14 protein-coding genes are annotated in these 17,037 nt (G+C 63.9%); 9 read left to right on the top strand and 5 right to left on the bottom strand.

From position 1 onward, the window contains the following. Positions 1-83 precede the first annotated feature (83 nt). The 3 genes from NKH01_RS11415 to NKH01_RS11405 are packed head-to-tail and all read right to left on the bottom strand — an operon-like array spanning position 84 to position 3,274. Positions 84-791 carry an SDR family NAD(P)-dependent oxidoreductase gene (locus NKH01_RS11415; protein ID WP_023718023.1) on the bottom strand — a complete coding sequence of 236 codons (708 nt, stop codon included), beginning with the start codon at positions 789-791 and terminating at the stop codon, positions 84-86. Positions 792-848: 57 nt separating this feature from the next. Then, a complete protein-coding gene (locus NKH01_RS11410; protein ID WP_023718024.1) occupies positions 849-2,429 on the bottom strand; it encodes a 5-guanidino-2-oxopentanoate decarboxylase in 1,581 nt (526 codons plus the stop codon). Next, entirely contained in the window at positions 2,426-3,274 is an 849-nt protein-coding gene (locus NKH01_RS11405; RefSeq protein WP_031193690.1) for a dimethylarginine dimethylaminohydrolase family protein, read from the bottom strand. The genes NKH01_RS11410 and NKH01_RS11405 overlap by 4 nt, the downstream gene beginning before the upstream one ends. 218 nt (positions 3,275-3,492) lie before the next feature. Here NKH01_RS11405 and NKH01_RS11400 point away from each other — a divergent pair, with 218 nt between their 5' ends. From NKH01_RS11400 to NKH01_RS11380, 5 genes are all read left to right on the top strand, one after another. Next, positions 3,493-4,302, top strand: coding sequence for an ABC transporter ATP-binding protein (locus NKH01_RS11400; RefSeq protein WP_023718026.1), 810 nt, complete (start codon positions 3,493-3,495; stop codon positions 4,300-4,302). A 54-nt stretch (positions 4,303-4,356) separates the two neighbouring features. Further along, positions 4,357-5,151, top strand: a complete 795-nt coding sequence (locus tag NKH01_RS11395; protein WP_352483947.1) for a transporter substrate-binding domain-containing protein — start codon at positions 4,357-4,359, stop codon at positions 5,149-5,151. Between the two features lie 126 nt (positions 5,152-5,277). Beyond that, positions 5,278-6,009 (top strand): ABC transporter permease, encoded by a 732-nt coding sequence (locus NKH01_RS11390; RefSeq protein ID WP_036244431.1) that lies wholly within the window; start codon positions 5,278-5,280, stop codon positions 6,007-6,009. Further along, a complete protein-coding gene (locus tag NKH01_RS11385) occupies positions 6,009-6,818 on the top strand; it encodes an ABC transporter permease (protein ID WP_353020239.1) in 810 nt (269 codons plus the stop codon). Before NKH01_RS11390 ends, NKH01_RS11385 begins: the two co-directional genes overlap by 1 nt. 33 nt (positions 6,819-6,851) lie before the next feature. After that, positions 6,852-7,853 (top strand): Ldh family oxidoreductase, encoded by a 1,002-nt coding sequence (locus tag NKH01_RS11380; RefSeq protein ID WP_023718030.1) that lies wholly within the window; start codon positions 6,852-6,854, stop codon positions 7,851-7,853. Between the two features lie 57 nt (positions 7,854-7,910). Here the strand turns inward: NKH01_RS11380 and NKH01_RS11375 are convergent, their stop codons facing one another. After that, positions 7,911-8,180 (bottom strand): hypothetical protein, encoded by a 270-nt coding sequence (locus NKH01_RS11375; RefSeq protein WP_353020238.1) that lies wholly within the window; start codon positions 8,178-8,180, stop codon positions 7,911-7,913. A gap of 243 nt (positions 8,181-8,423) precedes the next feature. On the opposite strand from NKH01_RS11375, the gene NKH01_RS11370 reads away from it, so the two are divergent. Continuing rightward, positions 8,424-9,398, top strand: a complete 975-nt coding sequence (locus NKH01_RS11370) for a complex I NDUFA9 subunit family protein (RefSeq protein WP_353020236.1) — start codon at positions 8,424-8,426, stop codon at positions 9,396-9,398. 27 nt (positions 9,399-9,425) lie between these two features. Here the strand turns inward: NKH01_RS11370 and NKH01_RS11365 are convergent, their stop codons facing one another. Beyond that, positions 9,426-10,799: a cytochrome P450 gene (locus tag NKH01_RS11365; protein WP_353020235.1), complete on the bottom strand. Its 1,374-nt coding sequence runs from the start codon at positions 10,797-10,799 to the stop codon at positions 9,426-9,428. Between the two features lie 184 nt (positions 10,800-10,983). Between NKH01_RS11365 and NKH01_RS11360 the strand changes: the two genes are divergently transcribed. From NKH01_RS11360 to gyrB, 3 genes are all read left to right on the top strand, one after another. Beyond that, positions 10,984-11,553: an NADPH-dependent FMN reductase gene (locus tag NKH01_RS11360; protein WP_023718034.1), complete on the top strand. Its 570-nt coding sequence runs from the start codon at positions 10,984-10,986 to the stop codon at positions 11,551-11,553. Between the two features lie 58 nt (positions 11,554-11,611). Further along, the gene (locus NKH01_RS11355) at positions 11,612-14,278 is read left to right on the top strand and encodes a caspase family protein (RefSeq protein WP_353020233.1); all 2,667 of its coding nucleotides are present in this window, start codon (positions 11,612-11,614) and stop codon (positions 14,276-14,278) included. A 146-nt stretch (positions 14,279-14,424) separates the two neighbouring features. Beyond that, on the top strand, positions 14,425-16,896 hold the full coding sequence (gyrB, locus tag NKH01_RS11350) for a DNA topoisomerase (ATP-hydrolyzing) subunit B (RefSeq protein WP_352849160.1): 2,472 nt from the start codon (positions 14,425-14,427) through the stop codon (positions 16,894-16,896). Positions 16,897-17,037: the final 141 nt, after the last annotated feature.

The following is a 17,037-nucleotide window of genomic DNA, read 5'->3' as shown; positions in this document are numbered from 1 at the left end:
CTGCGCCTCGCGCAGGTTGTAAACGAAACAAAAAGCCCCGCCGGAGCGATCCGGCGGGGCTTTTTTTGCACCCGACCTGAATTTCAGGCCCTGCCGTAAAGCGGCACCAGCGTGCCGCTCATCGCCAGATTGGCCGGCGAAGCGAGGTAGGCAATGGCCTCCGCGGCTGCTTCCAAGCTGACCCATTTGCTGAAATCGGCGCCCGGCATGTCAGCCCGGGTGGCCGGCGTGTCTAGGGTCGAGGGCGCCACGGCGTTGACCAGTATGCCCTTGCCCTTCAGCTCTTCGGCCATCGCCACGGTCATCGCGGCGACCGCCGCCTTGGCGGCAGCGTAAGCCACCTTGCCGGAGCCGCGCCGCGGATCGAGCCCGGCTCGCGCGGTGACATTGACGATGCGGCCCGATACGGAAGATTCCAGCATCGAGCGTATCGCCGCGCGGCAGCACAGGAAGGTGGTGCGGGCGTTGGTGTCCATCATCTCGGCAAAGGAGGCGGGCTCGATCTTCTCGACCGGTGCGGCGGTGAAGCCGCCGGCCAGATGCACCGATGCCCACAAATCCGGAACGCTAGCATAGAAGGCATCGACCTTGGCAGCGTCGGCGAGGTCGACATTGTGCGCCAGCCTGACGCGGTCATGTGCCGGGAAGGGAAAATGGGCAGGCGCGGCAGCGTGGGCATTGGGCACATGGCAAATCGCGCCCTGCTCCAGCAGTTTCCCTACGACCGCGCCGCCAAGCGCCCCGGTGCCGCCGGTCACCACGATATGTCTGCCGTCCAGTGTTTCCGTCATATTCGACCGCTCCGTCGTTGCGCGCCGCCGATGCGGAAGGTCGCGCCTTTCGCGCGATCACTCAACCGAAATCTCGATGACGTAGGGTCGTCCAGCCGCCCGCGCGCGCCGTAGCGCGTCCGCCAAGCCGCCGGCGCCGGAAATCCGCTCGGCGGCAATGCCATAGGCTTCGGCCAATTTGCAGAAATCCGGCGGTGCCGGGGAGACGCCGACCGGCTCGACGCCGACATCGAGCATCGAGGTTTCGATCTCGCGGTAGCCGCGATTGTTCCAGACGGCGAAGATCACCGGCGCCGCCGCGTCGAGCGCCGCGCCCAGTTCCGGCAGGGTGAACTGGAAGCCGCCGTCGCCGGTGAGACAAACGACCGGCGCCTCAGGCCTGGCAAGGGCAGCACCGATCGCCGCCGGCGGGCCATAGCCGAGCGCGCCGAAGCCGGTAGCGGCGTTGAACCAGCCGCCCGGCCGGTCGTGATCGTAATAGAGGTTGGCGGCGTAGACCGGCTGGGTCGAATCGCCGACGATGATCGAGCCAGGCAGCGCATCACGGATCGTCTCGACGGCGCGCAATTGCGCCTGCATAGCTGGGCCAATCTCGGCAAAGGCCGCTTGCCGCGTCGCGGCCGCGCGAGCGGCGCCGTCGCCTGATTGCGCCTGGCCCATGCCGAGTTCGGCATGCAGCGCCTCGAGCGCTGCGCCACAATCGGCCTGGATCGAAATCCGGGCCGGCCGCCTGGTAAGTTGGTCGGCGCCGATGTCGATGCGGATCAGATTGGCGGGCAGGACAAAACCGCCGTCGCCATAGCCGTCATAATCGGTCGGACCGAATTCGGTACCGGCGGCGATGACCAGGTCGGCATCGGCCATCAGCGCACGCACCGCCTTCAGGCTGGGGCTGGCCGGCACGCCAAGCGGATGGCGATAGAGCAGGCCGCGCGCATTGGCGGTCTGGACGACCGGCGCTCCCAACCTCTCGGCCAGGCGCTGCAACGGCGCTTCGGCAGCTTTGGCGCCGCCGCCGGCCAGGATAAGCGGCCGGCGGGCGGCAGCGCAAAGCCTGGCTGCCTCAGCGATCACCGCGGCGCCCGGCTCGGGCGGGGCCGAATTCCGCAGCAGCGCCACGATGCCGGTGGCGGGCATGGTCATGACATCGGTCGGGATCTCGATATGCACTGGCCCCGGACGCGAGGATGAAAAAAGTGCAAAAGCGCGGGCGAGCACGCCGGGCAATTCGCCGGCCTCGGTGACACGGTGCGAAAACAGCGCCACCTTCTCCATCATGCCGCGCTGGTCCGGCAGTTCATGCAGATGGCCAAGGCCCTTGCCCAGCGTCGGCGTGGCGTTGACGCCCGAGATTACCAGCATCGGCACCGAATCGGCGCGCGCCTGGCCCATGGCGGTGATGGTGTTGGTCAGCCCCGGCCCGGTGATGACGAAGGCGACACCCGGCTTGCCGCTGGCGCGCGCATAGCCGTCAGCCATGAAGCCGGCGCCCTGCTCGTGGCGCGGCGTGACGTGACGGATCTTCGACCGCGCAAGCCCGCGGTAGAGCTCGACCGTGTGCACGCCGGGAATGCCGAAGACGGTGTCGACGCCGTGCGCTTCCAGCAAGGTGATGAGCGCTTCGCCGATCGTCGTCATTGTCTTAGCACCGGGCGCGTGAGGCAGGTTGGGCCGCCCTCGCAGGCAATGCACAGCGCATCGGCCTCGAATGTCGAGACCGTACAGCCGGCGGCCTGCATGGCAGCCGCCGTCTTCGGAAAACCGGCAACGGCGATAACCTGGCGCGGCGCGGTCGGCAGGACGTTCAGGCTGAGCCCGCTCGAGGCGAAGAATTCGTCGGCGTCGCCCTCGACCAGGCGAATGCCATGCGCACGCAGCATCTGGTGGAAGGCGACCGGCAGGAGCGGCCCATAGACCAGCGCCAGATCGTCGGCGAGCGGGCTGATCACCGACATCAGATGCAGGCAGGCGTCCTCGCCTTGCCAGAGCGGCAGGTCGAAGCCATAGACCTGGATGCCTTTGGGTGAAAGCAGGTTGGAGAGCTGCTGGATGCCGTGCTGATTGGTGCGTACGCCGCGGCCGACCGCCAGTGTGTTTGCATCCATCCACACGCAGTCGCCGCCCTCGACCTGGCCGGGAGTCTCGATACGGCCGAGGACAGGTATGCCCATGCGCCCATAAGCTGCCTCGTGCAGGCCGGGCTCGGGCCGGCGCAGCGCCTTGCCCATGGCAAGGATGACCGCGCCATGGTCGGTCATCAGCGAGGGATCGTGGGTAAAGACAGAATCGGCAAGCCCGTCATCGGCGTCGCTCAGCCATTCGATCTCGGCGCCTGAGCCGGAAATCAGCCCGGCCAGCGCTTCATGCTGGGCCGCCGCTTTTTGCGGATCGAAGCCGGGACCGTAGTGCCATTCCAGTGCTTCGGCCCGATGCATGGCGCTGGCGGCGGAGCGCATCAGCACGCGCTGCAGCGGCCCGGCCATCGACTGCGACCCGTATGCTTTGCCCACTAAATTCTCCTGAAACGCGCTCCCTCCTGCCAATAGCCACTCGGCAGGCCGTGATCAATGGTCCAAAAACTGCGGTTGACGGAGGCAAGCGGAACGGTCCATCTTGAGAATCGGAACGCTGTCCAGTGACGGGTAATGGGTAATAAATTCCAGCAAGGACTGCCTCGGCTGCTCCGCGGGGCACCGCGACGATGACAGCGCCGGCCACCGCCCTGAAGCATACGGTGCAGAACGGCGCCGCCGAAGCCATCCACGTCGAGAACCTGCACAAGAATTTCGGCAAGCTGCACGTATTGAAGGGCGTTTCGCTGTCGGCGCGCGATGGCGAGGTGATCGCCATCATCGGCGGCAGCGGCTCGGGCAAGTCGACGCTGCTGCGCTGCATCAATTGCCTGGAGAACCCGACCAGCGGCATCATCCGCGTCAATGGCGAAGAGATAAAGCTGAAGGCCGACAGCCACGGCCACACCGTGCCCGCCGACCGCAAGCAGATCGAACGCATCCGCTCCAAGCTCGGCATGGTCTTCCAGAACTTCAATCTTTGGAGCCACATGACGTTGATCGAGAACGTCATCGAGGTTCCCGTGCATGTGCTCGGCGTCAAGCGCGATGTAGCGATCGGCGAGGCGGAAAAGCTGCTCGCCCGCGTCGGCCTGGCCGAAAAACGCGACGTCTACCCCGCCTATCTGTCGGGCGGCCAACAGCAGCGCGCAGCGATAGCCAGGGCGCTGGCCATCAATCCGCGCGTCATGCTGTTCGATGAGCCGACCTCGGCGCTCGACCCGGAGTTGGTCGGCGAAGTGCTGAAGGTGATCGGCGACCTGGCGCGCGAAGGCCGCACCATGGTGCTGGTCACGCATGAGATGAAGTTTGCCCGCGAGGTGGCGACGCATGTCGTCTATCTCCATAACGGGCTGGTCGAGGAAGAAGGGCCGCCGGAACAGATCTTCGGCGCACCAAAATCCGAAAGGCTGAAGCAGTTTCTGCGCAATGTTGGATGACTTGCGAGAAAAGCAGACGGGAACGTCAAAACCAAAAAACGGGAGAACTGAAAAATGAAACCTTTTCTCAAAACGGCGCTCGCGGCCACGCTGATCGCATTGTCGGGCGCATTTTCGGCAAGCGCCGAACAGATCAAGGTGGGTTTTTCGCCGGAAGCCTATCCGCCGTTTTACTCGCAGGATGCTTCCGGCAAGTGGGGTGGCTGGGAAGTCGACATCGTCAACGCCATTTGCGGCGAAGCCAAGCTGGATTGCGCATTGACGCCAGTCCCGTGGGACGGCCTCATCCCGGCGCTTAAAACCAAGAAGATCGATGCGATCATGAATTCGATGTCCATTACCGACGAGCGCAAGAAGGAAATCGACTTCTCCGACAAATACTATAACACGCCGACTGCGGTGATCGGCGCCAAGGATCAGAAATTCGATGCGACGCCAGAGGGGTTGAAAGCCAAGATAGTCGGCGTTCAGGCGTCTACGGTGCACGCCGCCTACGCCAAGAAGCACTTCACCGACGCTGCGGAAATCAAGGAATACCAGACGCAGGACGAGGCAAATCAGGATCTCGCCGCCGGCCGGATCGATGCCACTCAGGCCGATTCGATCGCGCTCGACGCGTTTTTGAAGTCGGACCAAGGCAAGGCGTGCTGCGACCTCAAGGGTTATGTCGCGCCGGACCTTGAAGTGCTCGGGCCGGGCGTCGGCGCCGGCATGCGCCAAGGCGACACCGAGCTCAAGGACAAGATCAATGCCGCCATCAAGGCCATTCGGGCCAATGGCAAATATGCCGAAATCACCAAGAAGTACTTCGATTTCGACATCTACGGCGAAGCGTCGCAGTCCAACTGACGGCAACGGCGTCAAGCCGGGCATGCCTAGCCGCCGTCGTCGCGGTGGGCATGTCCGGCTTGACGCATCATTGGCGCCTCAACCCGCAAGTCCAGGGGACATAAGCTGAGCGACGTTCTCGCCACCATGTTCGGAGCCAGTTCGCTGGAATTGCTGTCCTTCGAACCGCCGAACGGCAGGGGTCTCAGCCTTCTGCATGGGCTGGCAAACTCCGTCGGAATTGCTTTCGGTTCCTTTGGGGTTGGTCTTTTGATCGGCGTCGGCGGCGCCTATGGCAAGCTCTATGGCGGGCCGGTGGTCCGTGACCTGCTGGAAGTTTACACCACAGTGGTCCGCGCCGTGCCCGAGCTGGTGCTGATCCTGCTGCTTTATTTCGCTGGTACCGACCTCATCAACCAGTTGCTTACCGCGCTCGGCTATGCCGCGATCGACATCAACGGGGTTGTCGCCGGCATAGGCGTGCTCGGGGTCGTGCAGGGCGCCTACTCCACCGAAGTCTTGCGCGGCGCAATCCGCGCCGTTCCGCAAGGCCAGATCGAAGCCGCGCGGGCCTATGGAATGCCTCCCGGCCTGCTTCTCAGGCGTATAACGCTGCCGGCGATGCTGCCCTTCGCCATTCCGGGGCTGGCAAATTTGTGGCTGATCGCCACCAAGGACACCGCGCTTCTCGCGATCGTCGGCGTCAATGAACTGACCCAAACCACACGGACGGCAGCCGGCGCGACGAAGGCTTATTTCACCTTCTTCATGGCGGCGGGCGCGCTTTATCTCGTTCTGACCCTCGTCTCCAACGTCGTCATCGGGCGGGTTGAGCGCTGGGCGCGACGCGGCATGCCGTCGATCGCGGGATCGCACTGATGGCGACCGAAACCCCGGTCATTGACGCCGCCGCACGGGCCTCGCTCTGGATGCAGCCACACCGCATAGCTCTGATCCTGATCGCGCTGGTTGTCGTACTGGCATCGATTTTCCTCATGCGCTGGGATTGGCTTCCCACCTATCTGCCGCTGGCTTTGCAAGGCATATGGCGGACCATCTGGCTGCTTGTGGTAACGTCGGCTCTGGGCATCGCGCTCGCCATCCCCCTCGGCCTGGCGCAGGTGATCGGCCCGCCGATCTTGAGCGTGCCGGCCAAGGTGTTCTGCACGATTGTTCGCGGCACGCCGCTGCTGCTCCAGCTCTGGCTGCTCTACTACGGACTGGGTTCGCTGTTTCCGCAATTTCCGTGGATACGCGAGTCGTTCCTCTGGCCCATTCTAAGGCAGGCATGGCCCTACGCCGTTCTTTCTCTGACGGTCTCGTATGCCGGCTATGAAGGTGAAGTGATGCGTGGCGCCTTCGCCGGTGTACCGCACGGCCAACTCGAGGCGGCCCGCGCTTTCGGCATGAGCCGTTGGAAAATCTTCGGGCGAATATGGCTCCCGCAGGCGATCAGCCGGGCGCTGCCGACGCTGGCGGGTGAAACCGTTCTCCAGCTGAAAGCAACACCGCTGGTGGCAACGATAACCATGGTCGACATCTATGCCGTAGCCTCGCGGGTGCGCCAGGATCTCTTCGTCACCTACGAACCCTTGCTGCTTCTGGCGTTGGTCTATATGTCCATCACCGGTATCCTGGTGTTCGGCTTCCGCCGGCTCGAGGCACGGATCCCGAGCAAGCTAGGCTAAAGCTGTTAAAGTCGCGAATTCAGGGCAGCTACCATGCAACTCAGTCTCGACCAGGCGACAGGGCTGTGCCGGATGGCCGCACTTGGCGCCGGCGCCAACGAAGAGGCGGCGCAGTCGCTGGCTGCCTCGATCGTCGCGGCCGAGGCTGAAGGACTATCGACCGTCGGGCTGTCGCATTTCATTGATTATCTCGAAGCGCTGGAAGCCGGCCGTATCGACGGCAATGCCGATCCTGTCATCACCAGGCCAGCGCTCGCGGTTTATCTCTCCGATGCCCGCGGCGGACTGGCGCATACCGGTTTCGACCGCACGATCGATGACCTCGCCAAGGCGGCGCGGCTGTTCGGCGTTGCCATCTTTTCGCAGAAGAATGCCTATACGTGCGGCGCGCTCGGCTATTTCACCGGACGGCTGGCCTCGCAGGGATTGGTATCGTTCGCCGCGACCAACGGCCCGGCCGTGCTTGCCGGCTCGGGCTCGGTCAAGCCGGTCTACTGCACCAACCCGATGTCCTTTGCCGCACCGGCCGCGGACGGGGCGCCGCTGGTCATCGACCAGTCGTCGAGCGCCACCGCCTTCGTCAACATCCGCAAGGCGGCCGAGGACGGCAAGAAGATCCCCGAAGGCTGGGCACTGGACGCCAGCGGCAATCCAACCACGGACCCGGCAGCCGCCATGAAAGGCGCCATGCTTGCCTTCGGCGGCCAGCGCGGCGCCAACATCGCGCTGATGGTCGAGGTGCTGGCTGCCGGCCTGTCGGGCGCCAACTGGTCGCTCGATGCGCCATGGTTCGACGGCGGGCAGGACAGTCCGGGGACCGGCCTGTTCGTGCTCGCCGTCGAGCCCAAGCTGCTCGATCCGGACTTCGAGAAACGGATGAAGGACCAGCTCGACCGGTTGCGGCGGCGCTATGGCGTGCATGTGCCGGGGCGTGCCCGGGCCGAGGCCGCGGAGAAGGCGGCGGCGCGCGGCATAAGCGCGCCGAAAGCTGTGGTGCAACGCATTTCCGAATTCGCCGCGCGCTATTCGTCCTGAAGAAATTCGTTTGTCCGATGAGCGGCTGAGGAGGCCGGCCGATCCGGCAGCGCGAGCCTACTTCCCGCAATAATGATCGTTGATGACGTTCGCCGCATTCGCGTCCGGTCCTACCCTGTTGTAGGAGCAGGGTTCGGCGGCTGTCGTGAACAGGTGGTTGTCATAGTAGCGCGGGCCACCGAACAGGAACTCGATGATGTCGCCGTTGGCGGGAACATAGCGTTCGGGTTGAGCTTGGTGGTGATCCCGGTTTCCGGCGAATGCCGAGGCGCCAATGCTGCAGCCTGCTGCTAATGCCAGAGCGAAGATCGCAACGCGTTTTGTCATTGGCAATATCCTTCATTCGGAATCAAACCATACATCTAAAATCGCCGACCGAACAAAGGTTCCTGTTTCGAATGGAGTTACCGCAAAGCCGGGCCTCGGCGGAGTTTTCTGCCGTTTCGAGCGGATCCGGAAAATCATGCTTCAACAATGCCGGGCGACCTATGGTCGCCCTTTGCCTTTGGCGCGAAACGGACTATGAAACGGCTTCAACCAAGCCATCTGGATAGCCCGCCGGAGCCAGCCATGACCGAAATCCTGCAGACCCCAAAGCTCGTCGTCGTGTTCGGCGGCTCCGGCTTTGTCGGTCGTCATGTCGTGCGGGCGCTGGCCAGGCGCGGCTACCGCATCCGGGTCGCCTGCCGTCGGCCCGATCTCGCCGGCCACCTGCAGCCGCTCGGCAATGTCGGGCAGATCCAGCCGGTGCAGGCCAATGTCCGGGTGCGCTGGTCGGTCGACCGCGCCGTGCAAGGCGCGGACCATGTCGTCAATCTGGTGGCGATCGCGCATGAGGCCGGCCGGCAGAAATTCACTGCCGTCCACGAGTTCGGCGCGCGCGCGGGCGCTGAAGCGGCGCGCGCCGTCTGCGCCGGCCTCACCCACATCTCGGCTCTGGGCGCGGATCTCCACGCACAATCGGACTATGCGCGCACCAAGGCGCTTGGCGAAAAGGCCGTTCTTGAGACGGTCCAGGACGCTGTGATCCTGCGGCCATCGATCAATTTCGGGCCGGAGGACGGTTTCTTCAACCGCTTTGCCAACATGGCCCGCTTTTCCCCAGTCCTGCCGCTGATCGGCGGCGGTCAGACGAAATTCCAGCCGGTCTATGTCGGCGACGTCGCCGAAGCGGTGGCGCACTCGGTCGACGGCAAGGTCCAGGGCGGCCATATCTATGAGCTCGGCGGGCCGCAGGTGCTCACTTTCAAGGAATGCATGCAAGAATTGCTTGTTATCATCGAACGCAAGCGGTTTTTGCTGCCTATGCCGTGGTGGCTGGCGAACCTCCAGGCATCAATTCTCGGGCTGCTGCCCAATCCGTTGTTGACCAAGGACCAGGTCCTGCTGTTGCGCCAGCACAATGTCGTGTCGGATGCCGCCGTCAAGGACAACAGGACGCTCGCCGGCCTCGGAATCCAGCCACGGTCGATCGGAACCATCCTGCCCAGCTATCTCTGGCGCTACCGCGCCGCGGGCCAGTTCCAACGCAAGTCCGCCGCATAATACCGGCGCGAATGGACGTTCAGCCGCTTACGAGGCGCGCCGGGTGACTTGCATCGGCAGCCCGCCTTGCGGTTGCGTCGTCAGCTTCTGCACCGGCCAGGGGCGGGTCTCCGCGGTGGTGTCGAAACGGTAGCGCAACAGCATGATCGCCAACGCAATGATCGCCTCCTGCATGGCGAAGCTGGCACCGATGCAGACGCGGGGGCCGGCGCCGAACGGCAAATACTGGAAACGGTCGATCTTTTCGCGATTCCCCAGATGAAAGCGCTCCGGCATGAAAGCGTCCGGCCGGTCCCATAATTTCCTGTGGCGATGGACGACCCACGGCATCACCAGCACCGCGGCGCGTCGCGGTATATAGAGGCCGTTCCAGGTTTCGGGTTCGATCGGTTCGCGGTTGATCGAGGGCGCGGGCGGATAGAGCCTGAGCGCCTCGTCGAAGGCGGCACGGGTCAGCGGCATGGCGTCGAGCCATTTCGTCGGGTCGGGCTCACGCGCCAGCACAGCATCGATCTCGTGCTCGATCTTTTCGCGCTCCCATGGCGCTTCGGCGAGACAGTAGAGCGTCCAGCCGAGCGCCCTGGCTGTAGTCTCGTGGCCGGCGCCGATGAAGGTGATGATGTTGTCCTCGACCTCGGCCCGGGTCAGCCCGCCCGGTCCTTCCGCCTTCAACAGCAGCGTGAGAAAATCCTGCGGCACCGTGTCCGGAGCGCGCCTCAGCCGCGCCTCGCGCATCTGCACCGTGTCGGTGACGATCTTGCGGAAGTAGGCCATGGTCTTGCGGCCGCGGATGCGGGTCAGGCGCGGCAGCCAATCGGGCGCACGCAAAAGGTCGAGCGGATCGACCCGGCCCATCGTCTCGAACAGGCGGTCAATCTCCTTGGCGAAGCTGCCCGGCTCGCCCGATATCTCGCCCGAAAACAGCGTCTCAGCCAGGATGTCGAAGGTGAGCAGCGTCATGTCGTGGGCGATATCCGACGTGCCACCTTGCTCGTAACGGGTGACGAATTCGAGCGTGCGTTTCAGCATCGGCTCGGCGAAGCCGAAAATGTGACGCGGCGTGAATACCGGCGCCATCGCCTTGCGCGAACGCCGCCACACCTCGCCTTCGGCGGTCAGCAGCCCGTCGCGCAGGATCGGCCGCAGGATCTTCTGGCGCACCGTCGCCATCTTGTAGTTCTTGGCGTTGTCGACCAGCACATGGCGGATGAGGCCGGGATCGTTGGCGATGACCAGCGGCCCACCGACGCCGTTCACCGAAATCCAGGGCTCGTTGTAGGTCGCCTCGCCCCACAGTTCGAGCGGATTGCGATAGACGATGCGGATCATCTCCAGCGTCGAAGGCGGCGCGGTGCGCGGCTTCGGCGCCGGTGGGACGAAGGGGACGGGCTGACTGTCCATGGTTTGCTCCGCTGACCCCTCAATGTAGTGGCTGGCAAGGCAAGCGTCCATGTGGCCGGACGACAAGGCGAAGCATCCGCTCTCTGGAATGTGACCGGGGCACCGGAAAGTGCCTGCTTGCTGTGTCCGGCTGTGTGTCTTAGGTGGCAGCACCACAGATGCCACTAACCGGCGGGAGCCTGCCTTGAAGCACCAGTTGAACGTCATCATCGGCAGCACGCGGCCGGGCCGCGCCGGACCCGTTTTCGCAAGGTGGTTGGAAAGTTTTGCGCGCGAACACGGCAAATTCGAGCCATTGCTCACCGATATCGCCGCCTTCAACCTGCCGGTGCTGGACGAGCCGCATCATCCTAGACTCGGCAGATACGAAAACAGCCACACGAAAGCCTGGTCGAAAGCAATCGACGCCGCCGACGCGTTCGTCTTCGTAGCGCCGGAATACAATTATTTCGCAGCCCCCGCGATCGTCAACGCGGTCGACTACCTGCTCAGGGAATGGCGATACAAGCCGGCCGCCATCCTCAGCTACGGCGGTGTCTCCGGTGGCTTACGAGCGGCGCAGGCGGTCAAACCGTTGCTGACCGCGGTCGGCGTCATGCCGATTCCGGAAGGCGTGGCGCTCCCGATGTACCAGAAGCTGCTCGACGAGACCGGCGCCTTCCTGCCCAGCGAGCAGGTGCTCGGCGGAGCCAAGACCATGCTGGACGAGCTGTCCCGCTGGAGCGAAGCGCTGAGGCCGATGCGCGCCAGCTAACAACGCGAACGGCCGGGCTTGCCGATGCCATAACTTGCTCATGCCATAAAGAGATGGAATGCTCCGGGAAATGACCGGGCCGGGGCGGTTCGATTTGCGTCTTCTGTTTGCTTTGCTGCTGATCCTCTCGATGGCCTCCGGTGCCATGGCGGAGCGGCGCGTTGCGCTGGTCATCGCCGAGAACGACTACCGGCTGATCCGGCCGCTCGCCAATCCCGTCAATGACGGCGAGGTCATGGAAACGGTGCTGAGGAAGCTCGGTTTCGAGGTCTTCCTCGAAACCAACCGCGACCTGCGGCGCATGCGCCGGGCGCTCGACGATTTCCGCGAGGATGCTAAAGGCGCCGACGTGGCACTGGTGTTCTTCTCCGGCCACGGCGTCGAGATCGCCGGCGAGAATCGGCTCCTGCCGGTGGATGCAGACGCGTCGTCGCTCGCTACGCTGGAAGGGACCAGCCTGCCGCTGGAGGAGATCCGCGCGGCCGTCGCCGCCACCAGCAAGGTCGGACTGATCGTGCTCGATGCCTGCCGCAGCGATCCGTTTGCTGCCACGGGCGGCGAAGGCCGCGGCGCAACGGCGCTGGTAAAAGAGGTCAGCGACAAGGTCCGGCCGGGTCTTGGCCGCATCGGGCGGGCAGAAAACATCCTGTTTGCCTTCTCGGCGGCGCCCGGCGAGACCGCCTCGGATGGGACCGGCCAGAATTCGCCGTTCACCGCGGCGCTGACGAAATACCTCGGCACCGAGGGTCTTGAGATCCGCTCCGTGCTGACGCTCGTGCAGCAGGAGGTCTACGATCTCTCGCGCGGCAGGCAATTGCCCTATGTCGAGAGCGGCCTGCCGCAGTTGTTCTTTGCCACGACAGCCAAGGAGAAACTGCCGGAGCGCGAACGCTTGTTGCTGGCCATGGCCGAGGTGACGCCCGCGATGCGTGGCGAGGTGGAAAAGATCGCCAGCGACGCCGACATGCCGCTGGCACCGCTCTATGGCGCGTTGATCAGTTCCGATGCCGGCCGCCTCTCCGCGGACAGTCTGAACGCCAGGCTGCGTGAGGCAGCCGACGCCTTCGTCAAGGTGCGGAGCGAAATGCAGACGCTTTCCTCCGACGATCTCAGAGTGGCAGCGTTGCGCCGGCAGGCGGAAGAGCAGCTTTCGCTGGGAGCGTTCGATGCCGCGCGGAAAAAGCTTGCCGAAGCAGCCGAGATCGACAATATCTCGCGCAACGCGCTGAAGGCCAATTTCGTCAGTCGCACGCTTTCCGAAGCCGCGACGCGCTATTTGTCCGGCGGGGCAGCGCGCGCCGACCTCGACTACGCCACAGCCATCAAGGATTATGAATCCGTGCTCACGCTTTATGGCGAAGCCGGACAGGTGGTGCTGTCGCTCGACGACGCCGACCGCTTGATCCGCACGCTGGACGAGCTCGGCAAGCTCTATACCACGGTCGGCAACATCGATGCTGCTGGCCGCGCCTTCGAGGCGCTGCAAGCCGATCTCGAGCGGCGGTCGCGCCACGAAACCGATCCCAACGTGAAGCGCGACTTCGCCGTCAGCCACGTCAAGCTCGGCAACGTGCGGATGGCGCAAGGCAATCTGCCGGCAGCGCTGCAAAACTATGAAACGGCCAAGACCATTCTGCAGGACCTGACCGAGGCAGAGCCGGACAATCTGGAGTGGTTCGGCGACCTCGCCATGACCGACGACAAGATCGGTAACGTGCTGGCGACGCAAGGTGATCTGGCCGGCGCCGCACAGGTCTATCAGGAAAGCCTGTCGATCAAGAAACAGCTCGCTGCCGGAGAGCCCGACCGTGCCGAACTGCAGCGCGACCTGACCATCACCTATGATGAGATCGGCCACCTTGCCCATGTCGCAGGTCAACTGGACAACGCACAGGCGGCCTATCAAGAGAGCCTGAAGGTGCGGCTGGCGCTGGCGGCGGACAGACCGGGAGACGCCGATCGGCAGCGTGACGTCTCGGTCAGCCACGATACGATAGGCGACCTGCTGCGCGAACGCGGCGACGCCGCTGGGGCGCTGACGGCCTACAAGGAAGGCCTGGCGATCGTCAAGCAACTGGCGAAACGCGATCCGGACGACACCGAGCTGAAACGCGACCTGTCCGTCGGCAACGCCAAGGTCGGCAACGCGCTGAGCGACCAGCAGAATTGGCCGGCGGCACTTTCGGCTTATCGTCAGGCACTCTCGCAAGCCAGCGCGCTCGCCGCCGGCGACCCGAACAACACCGATTGGCAGCGCGACCTGTCCGTGTGCCTCGAGAAGGTCGCCGGCGTCCTGGCGATACAGGGCGACCACAAAGGCGCACTGAAAGCCTATCTGGACAGCTACGCGATTGCGGAGAGGCTGGCGAAGCTCGATTCCGCCAATTCCGACTGGCAGCGGGACTTGTCGATAACGCTGTCCGAAGTCGCCACGCTCCGCCTCAGGCAGCGCGACGTCAGGGGAGCCCGGCAAGCCCTTCAGGACAGCCTTGCCATTCGCGAGAAACTTGCCCAGTCAGATCCGGACAACGCCACCTGGCAGCGCGACCTGGTGGTTGCCTATATCGACTACGCCCAAGTCGCAAAGGACCCGAAAGCCGTCCTTTCCAAGGCACTCGACATGACGCTGGAGCTCGACCGGACCGGTCGGCTGGCGCCGCGATACAAGTTCATGATCAAGTTTTTGCGTGAGCGGCTGGCCAGGATCGAAGCCAGGCGCCGGTAGCGGGTTCACGCGACGGTCATTCCGTTCGGAAATGCCTGCAAACCTTGGAAAAACCGCCTTTTGCGCCTATATCTACGACATTAGGAATGCGCGATTCGACGCCGATTTTTCGCGCTCTGCACACGGCACCAATCAGACAGGTTTTCATGAGCGACCAGACCGACATCGCCAACGGCGTTGAAGCCGAATACGGCGCCGATTCCATCAAGGTTTTGAAGGGCTTGGACGCCGTTCGCAAGCGGCCGGGCATGTATATCGGCGACACCGACGACGGCTCGGGCCTGCACCACATGGTTTATGAGGTGGTCGACAACGCCATCGACGAAGCACTGGCGGGCCATGCCGACCTGGTGACGGTGACGCTCAATCCGGACGGCTCGGTGACGGTCATCGACAATGGCCGCGGCATTCCGACCGATATCCACACCGGCGAAGGCATTTCGGCGGCCGAAGTGATCATGACGCAGCTGCATGCCGGCGGCAAGTTCGACCAGAACTCCTACAAGGTGTCGGGCGGCCTGCACGGCGTCGGCGTGTCGGTCGTCAACGCACTGTCGGCCTGGCTGAAACTGAAGATCCGCCGCAACGGCCAGATCTACGAGATGAGCTTCACGCATGGCGATGCCGACGCGCCGCTGCGCATCACCGGCAGTTATGAACAAGACAAGGTCCCCGGCACCTATGAAGGGCGCAGCGGCAGCGAAATCACGTTCTTGCCGTCGTCCGAGACCTTCACCATGGTCGAGTTCGACTATGGTACGCTGGAGCACCGGCTGCGCGAGCTCGCCTTCCTGAACTCCGGCGTGCGCATCGTTTTGACCGATGCCCGCCATGCCGACATCGTGCGCCATGAACTGCACTATGATGGCGGGCTGGAAGAGTTCGTCCGATATCTCGACCGAACGAAGAAGCCGTTGCTCGACAAGCCGATTTCGATCCGCGCCGAGCGCGACGGCATCACCGTCGAAGTCGCCATGTGGTGGAACGACAGCTACCACGAGAACGTGCTGGCCTTCACCAACAACATCCCGCAACGTGACGGCGGCACGCATCTCGCCGGTTTCCGGGGTGCGCTGACACGCCAGATAACCGGCTATGGCGACTCCTCGGGCCTGACCAAGAAGGAAAAAGTGGCGCTGATCGGCGACGATTGCCGCGAAGGCCTGACCGCGGTGCTGTCGGTCAAGGTTCCCGACCCGAAATTCTCCTCGCAGACCAAGGACAAGCTGGTGTCGTCCGAGGTTCGCCCGGTGGTCGAAGGGCTCGTCAACGAGGCGCTCGGCACCTGGCTCGAGGAGCACCCGACCGAGGGCAAGGCGGTCATCGAGAAGGTCATCCAGGCCGCTGCCGCGCGTGAAGCCGCGCGCAAGGCACGCGACATCACCCGCAAGAGCTCGCTCGGCGTCACCTCGCTGCCCGGCAAGCTGGCCGATTGCCAGGAGCGCGATCCGGCGAAATCCGAGATCTTCATCGTCGAGGGCGACAGCGCCGGCGGCTCGGCCAAGGGCGGCCGTTCGCGCCAGAACCAGGCCATTCTTCCGCTGCGCGGCAAGATCCTCAATGTCGAGCGCGCCCGCTTCGACCGCATGCTCGGCTCCGACATGATCGGCACGCTGATCACTGCGCTCGGCACCTCGATCGGCAAGGACGAGTTCAATGCCGACAAGCTGCGCTACCACAAGATCATCCTGATGACCGACGCCGATGTCGACGGCGCCCACATCCGCACCTTGCTGTTGACCTTCTTCTTCCGGCAGATGCCGGAACTGATCGAACGCGGTCATCTCTACATCGCGCAGCCGCCGCTCTATAAGGTGACGCGCGGGAAGAGCTCGCAATACATCAAGGACGAAGCCGCCTTCGAGGAATTCCTGATCGGCTCCGGGCTGGAAGAAGCGTCGCTTGCGCTCAGCACGGGCGAGGTGCGCGCCGGGCAGGATCTGCGCAGCGCCATCGACGATGCCTTGGCTGTCCGCCAGCTCATCAACGGATTGCATACCCGCTATAACAGAGGCGTGGTCGAGCAGGCGGCGATCGCCGGTGCGCTCAACCCGGAGATCTTTAGCGACCTCGGCCGCGCCAACGCGATGGCCGAACGTGTTGCCCGCCGTCTTGACATCATCGCCGAGGACACCGAGCGCGGCTGGACCGGCCGCATGTCGACCTCGAACGAGGGCATCGGCGGCTATGTCTTCGAGCGCACGGTGCGCAGCGTCAAGGAGTTCGCGCATCTCGATCTGGCACTGATCAATTCGGCCGACGCACGTCAGCTCGACCGCTATGCGCCGCGCCTGTCGGAAATCTATGGCGAGCCGCCGGTGCTGCGCCGCAAGGATGTCTCAGAGACCATCTCGGGGCCGCTGGCTCTGCTCAATGCCGTCTTTGCCACCGGCCGCAAGGGCCTGACCATGCAACGTTACAAGGGCCTTGGCGAAATGAACGCCGAGCAGCTCTGGGAAACGACGCTCGACCCGAATGTGCGCTCGCTCTTACAGGTCAAGGTTAATGACGCGACAGACGCCGACTCACTGTTTTCACGGCTGATGGGCGACGAGGTCGAGCCAAGACGCGAATTCATCCAGGAAAACGCGCTGTCGGTGGCCAATCTGGATATCTAAAGCCGGGATCCAGATACCCAACCGGCAAGCATGAAGTTGCATTGGTGCGCCTTAGCTGTGGAGCCTCAACAGGTTGTCCTCGGTTAGAGCGAGGCGACTGATAGGTGTTTTTGACTTTAGGCTGCCGTGGGGGCGATGCCA

The sequence above is a fragment of the Mesorhizobium sp. M1403 genome, assembly GCF_040317695.1.
GTDB lineage: Bacteria > Pseudomonadota > Alphaproteobacteria > Rhizobiales > Rhizobiaceae > Mesorhizobium.
The sequence above is the reverse complement of the archived record's forward strand: the minus strand, read 5'-3'. Positions and strand labels throughout refer to the sequence as shown.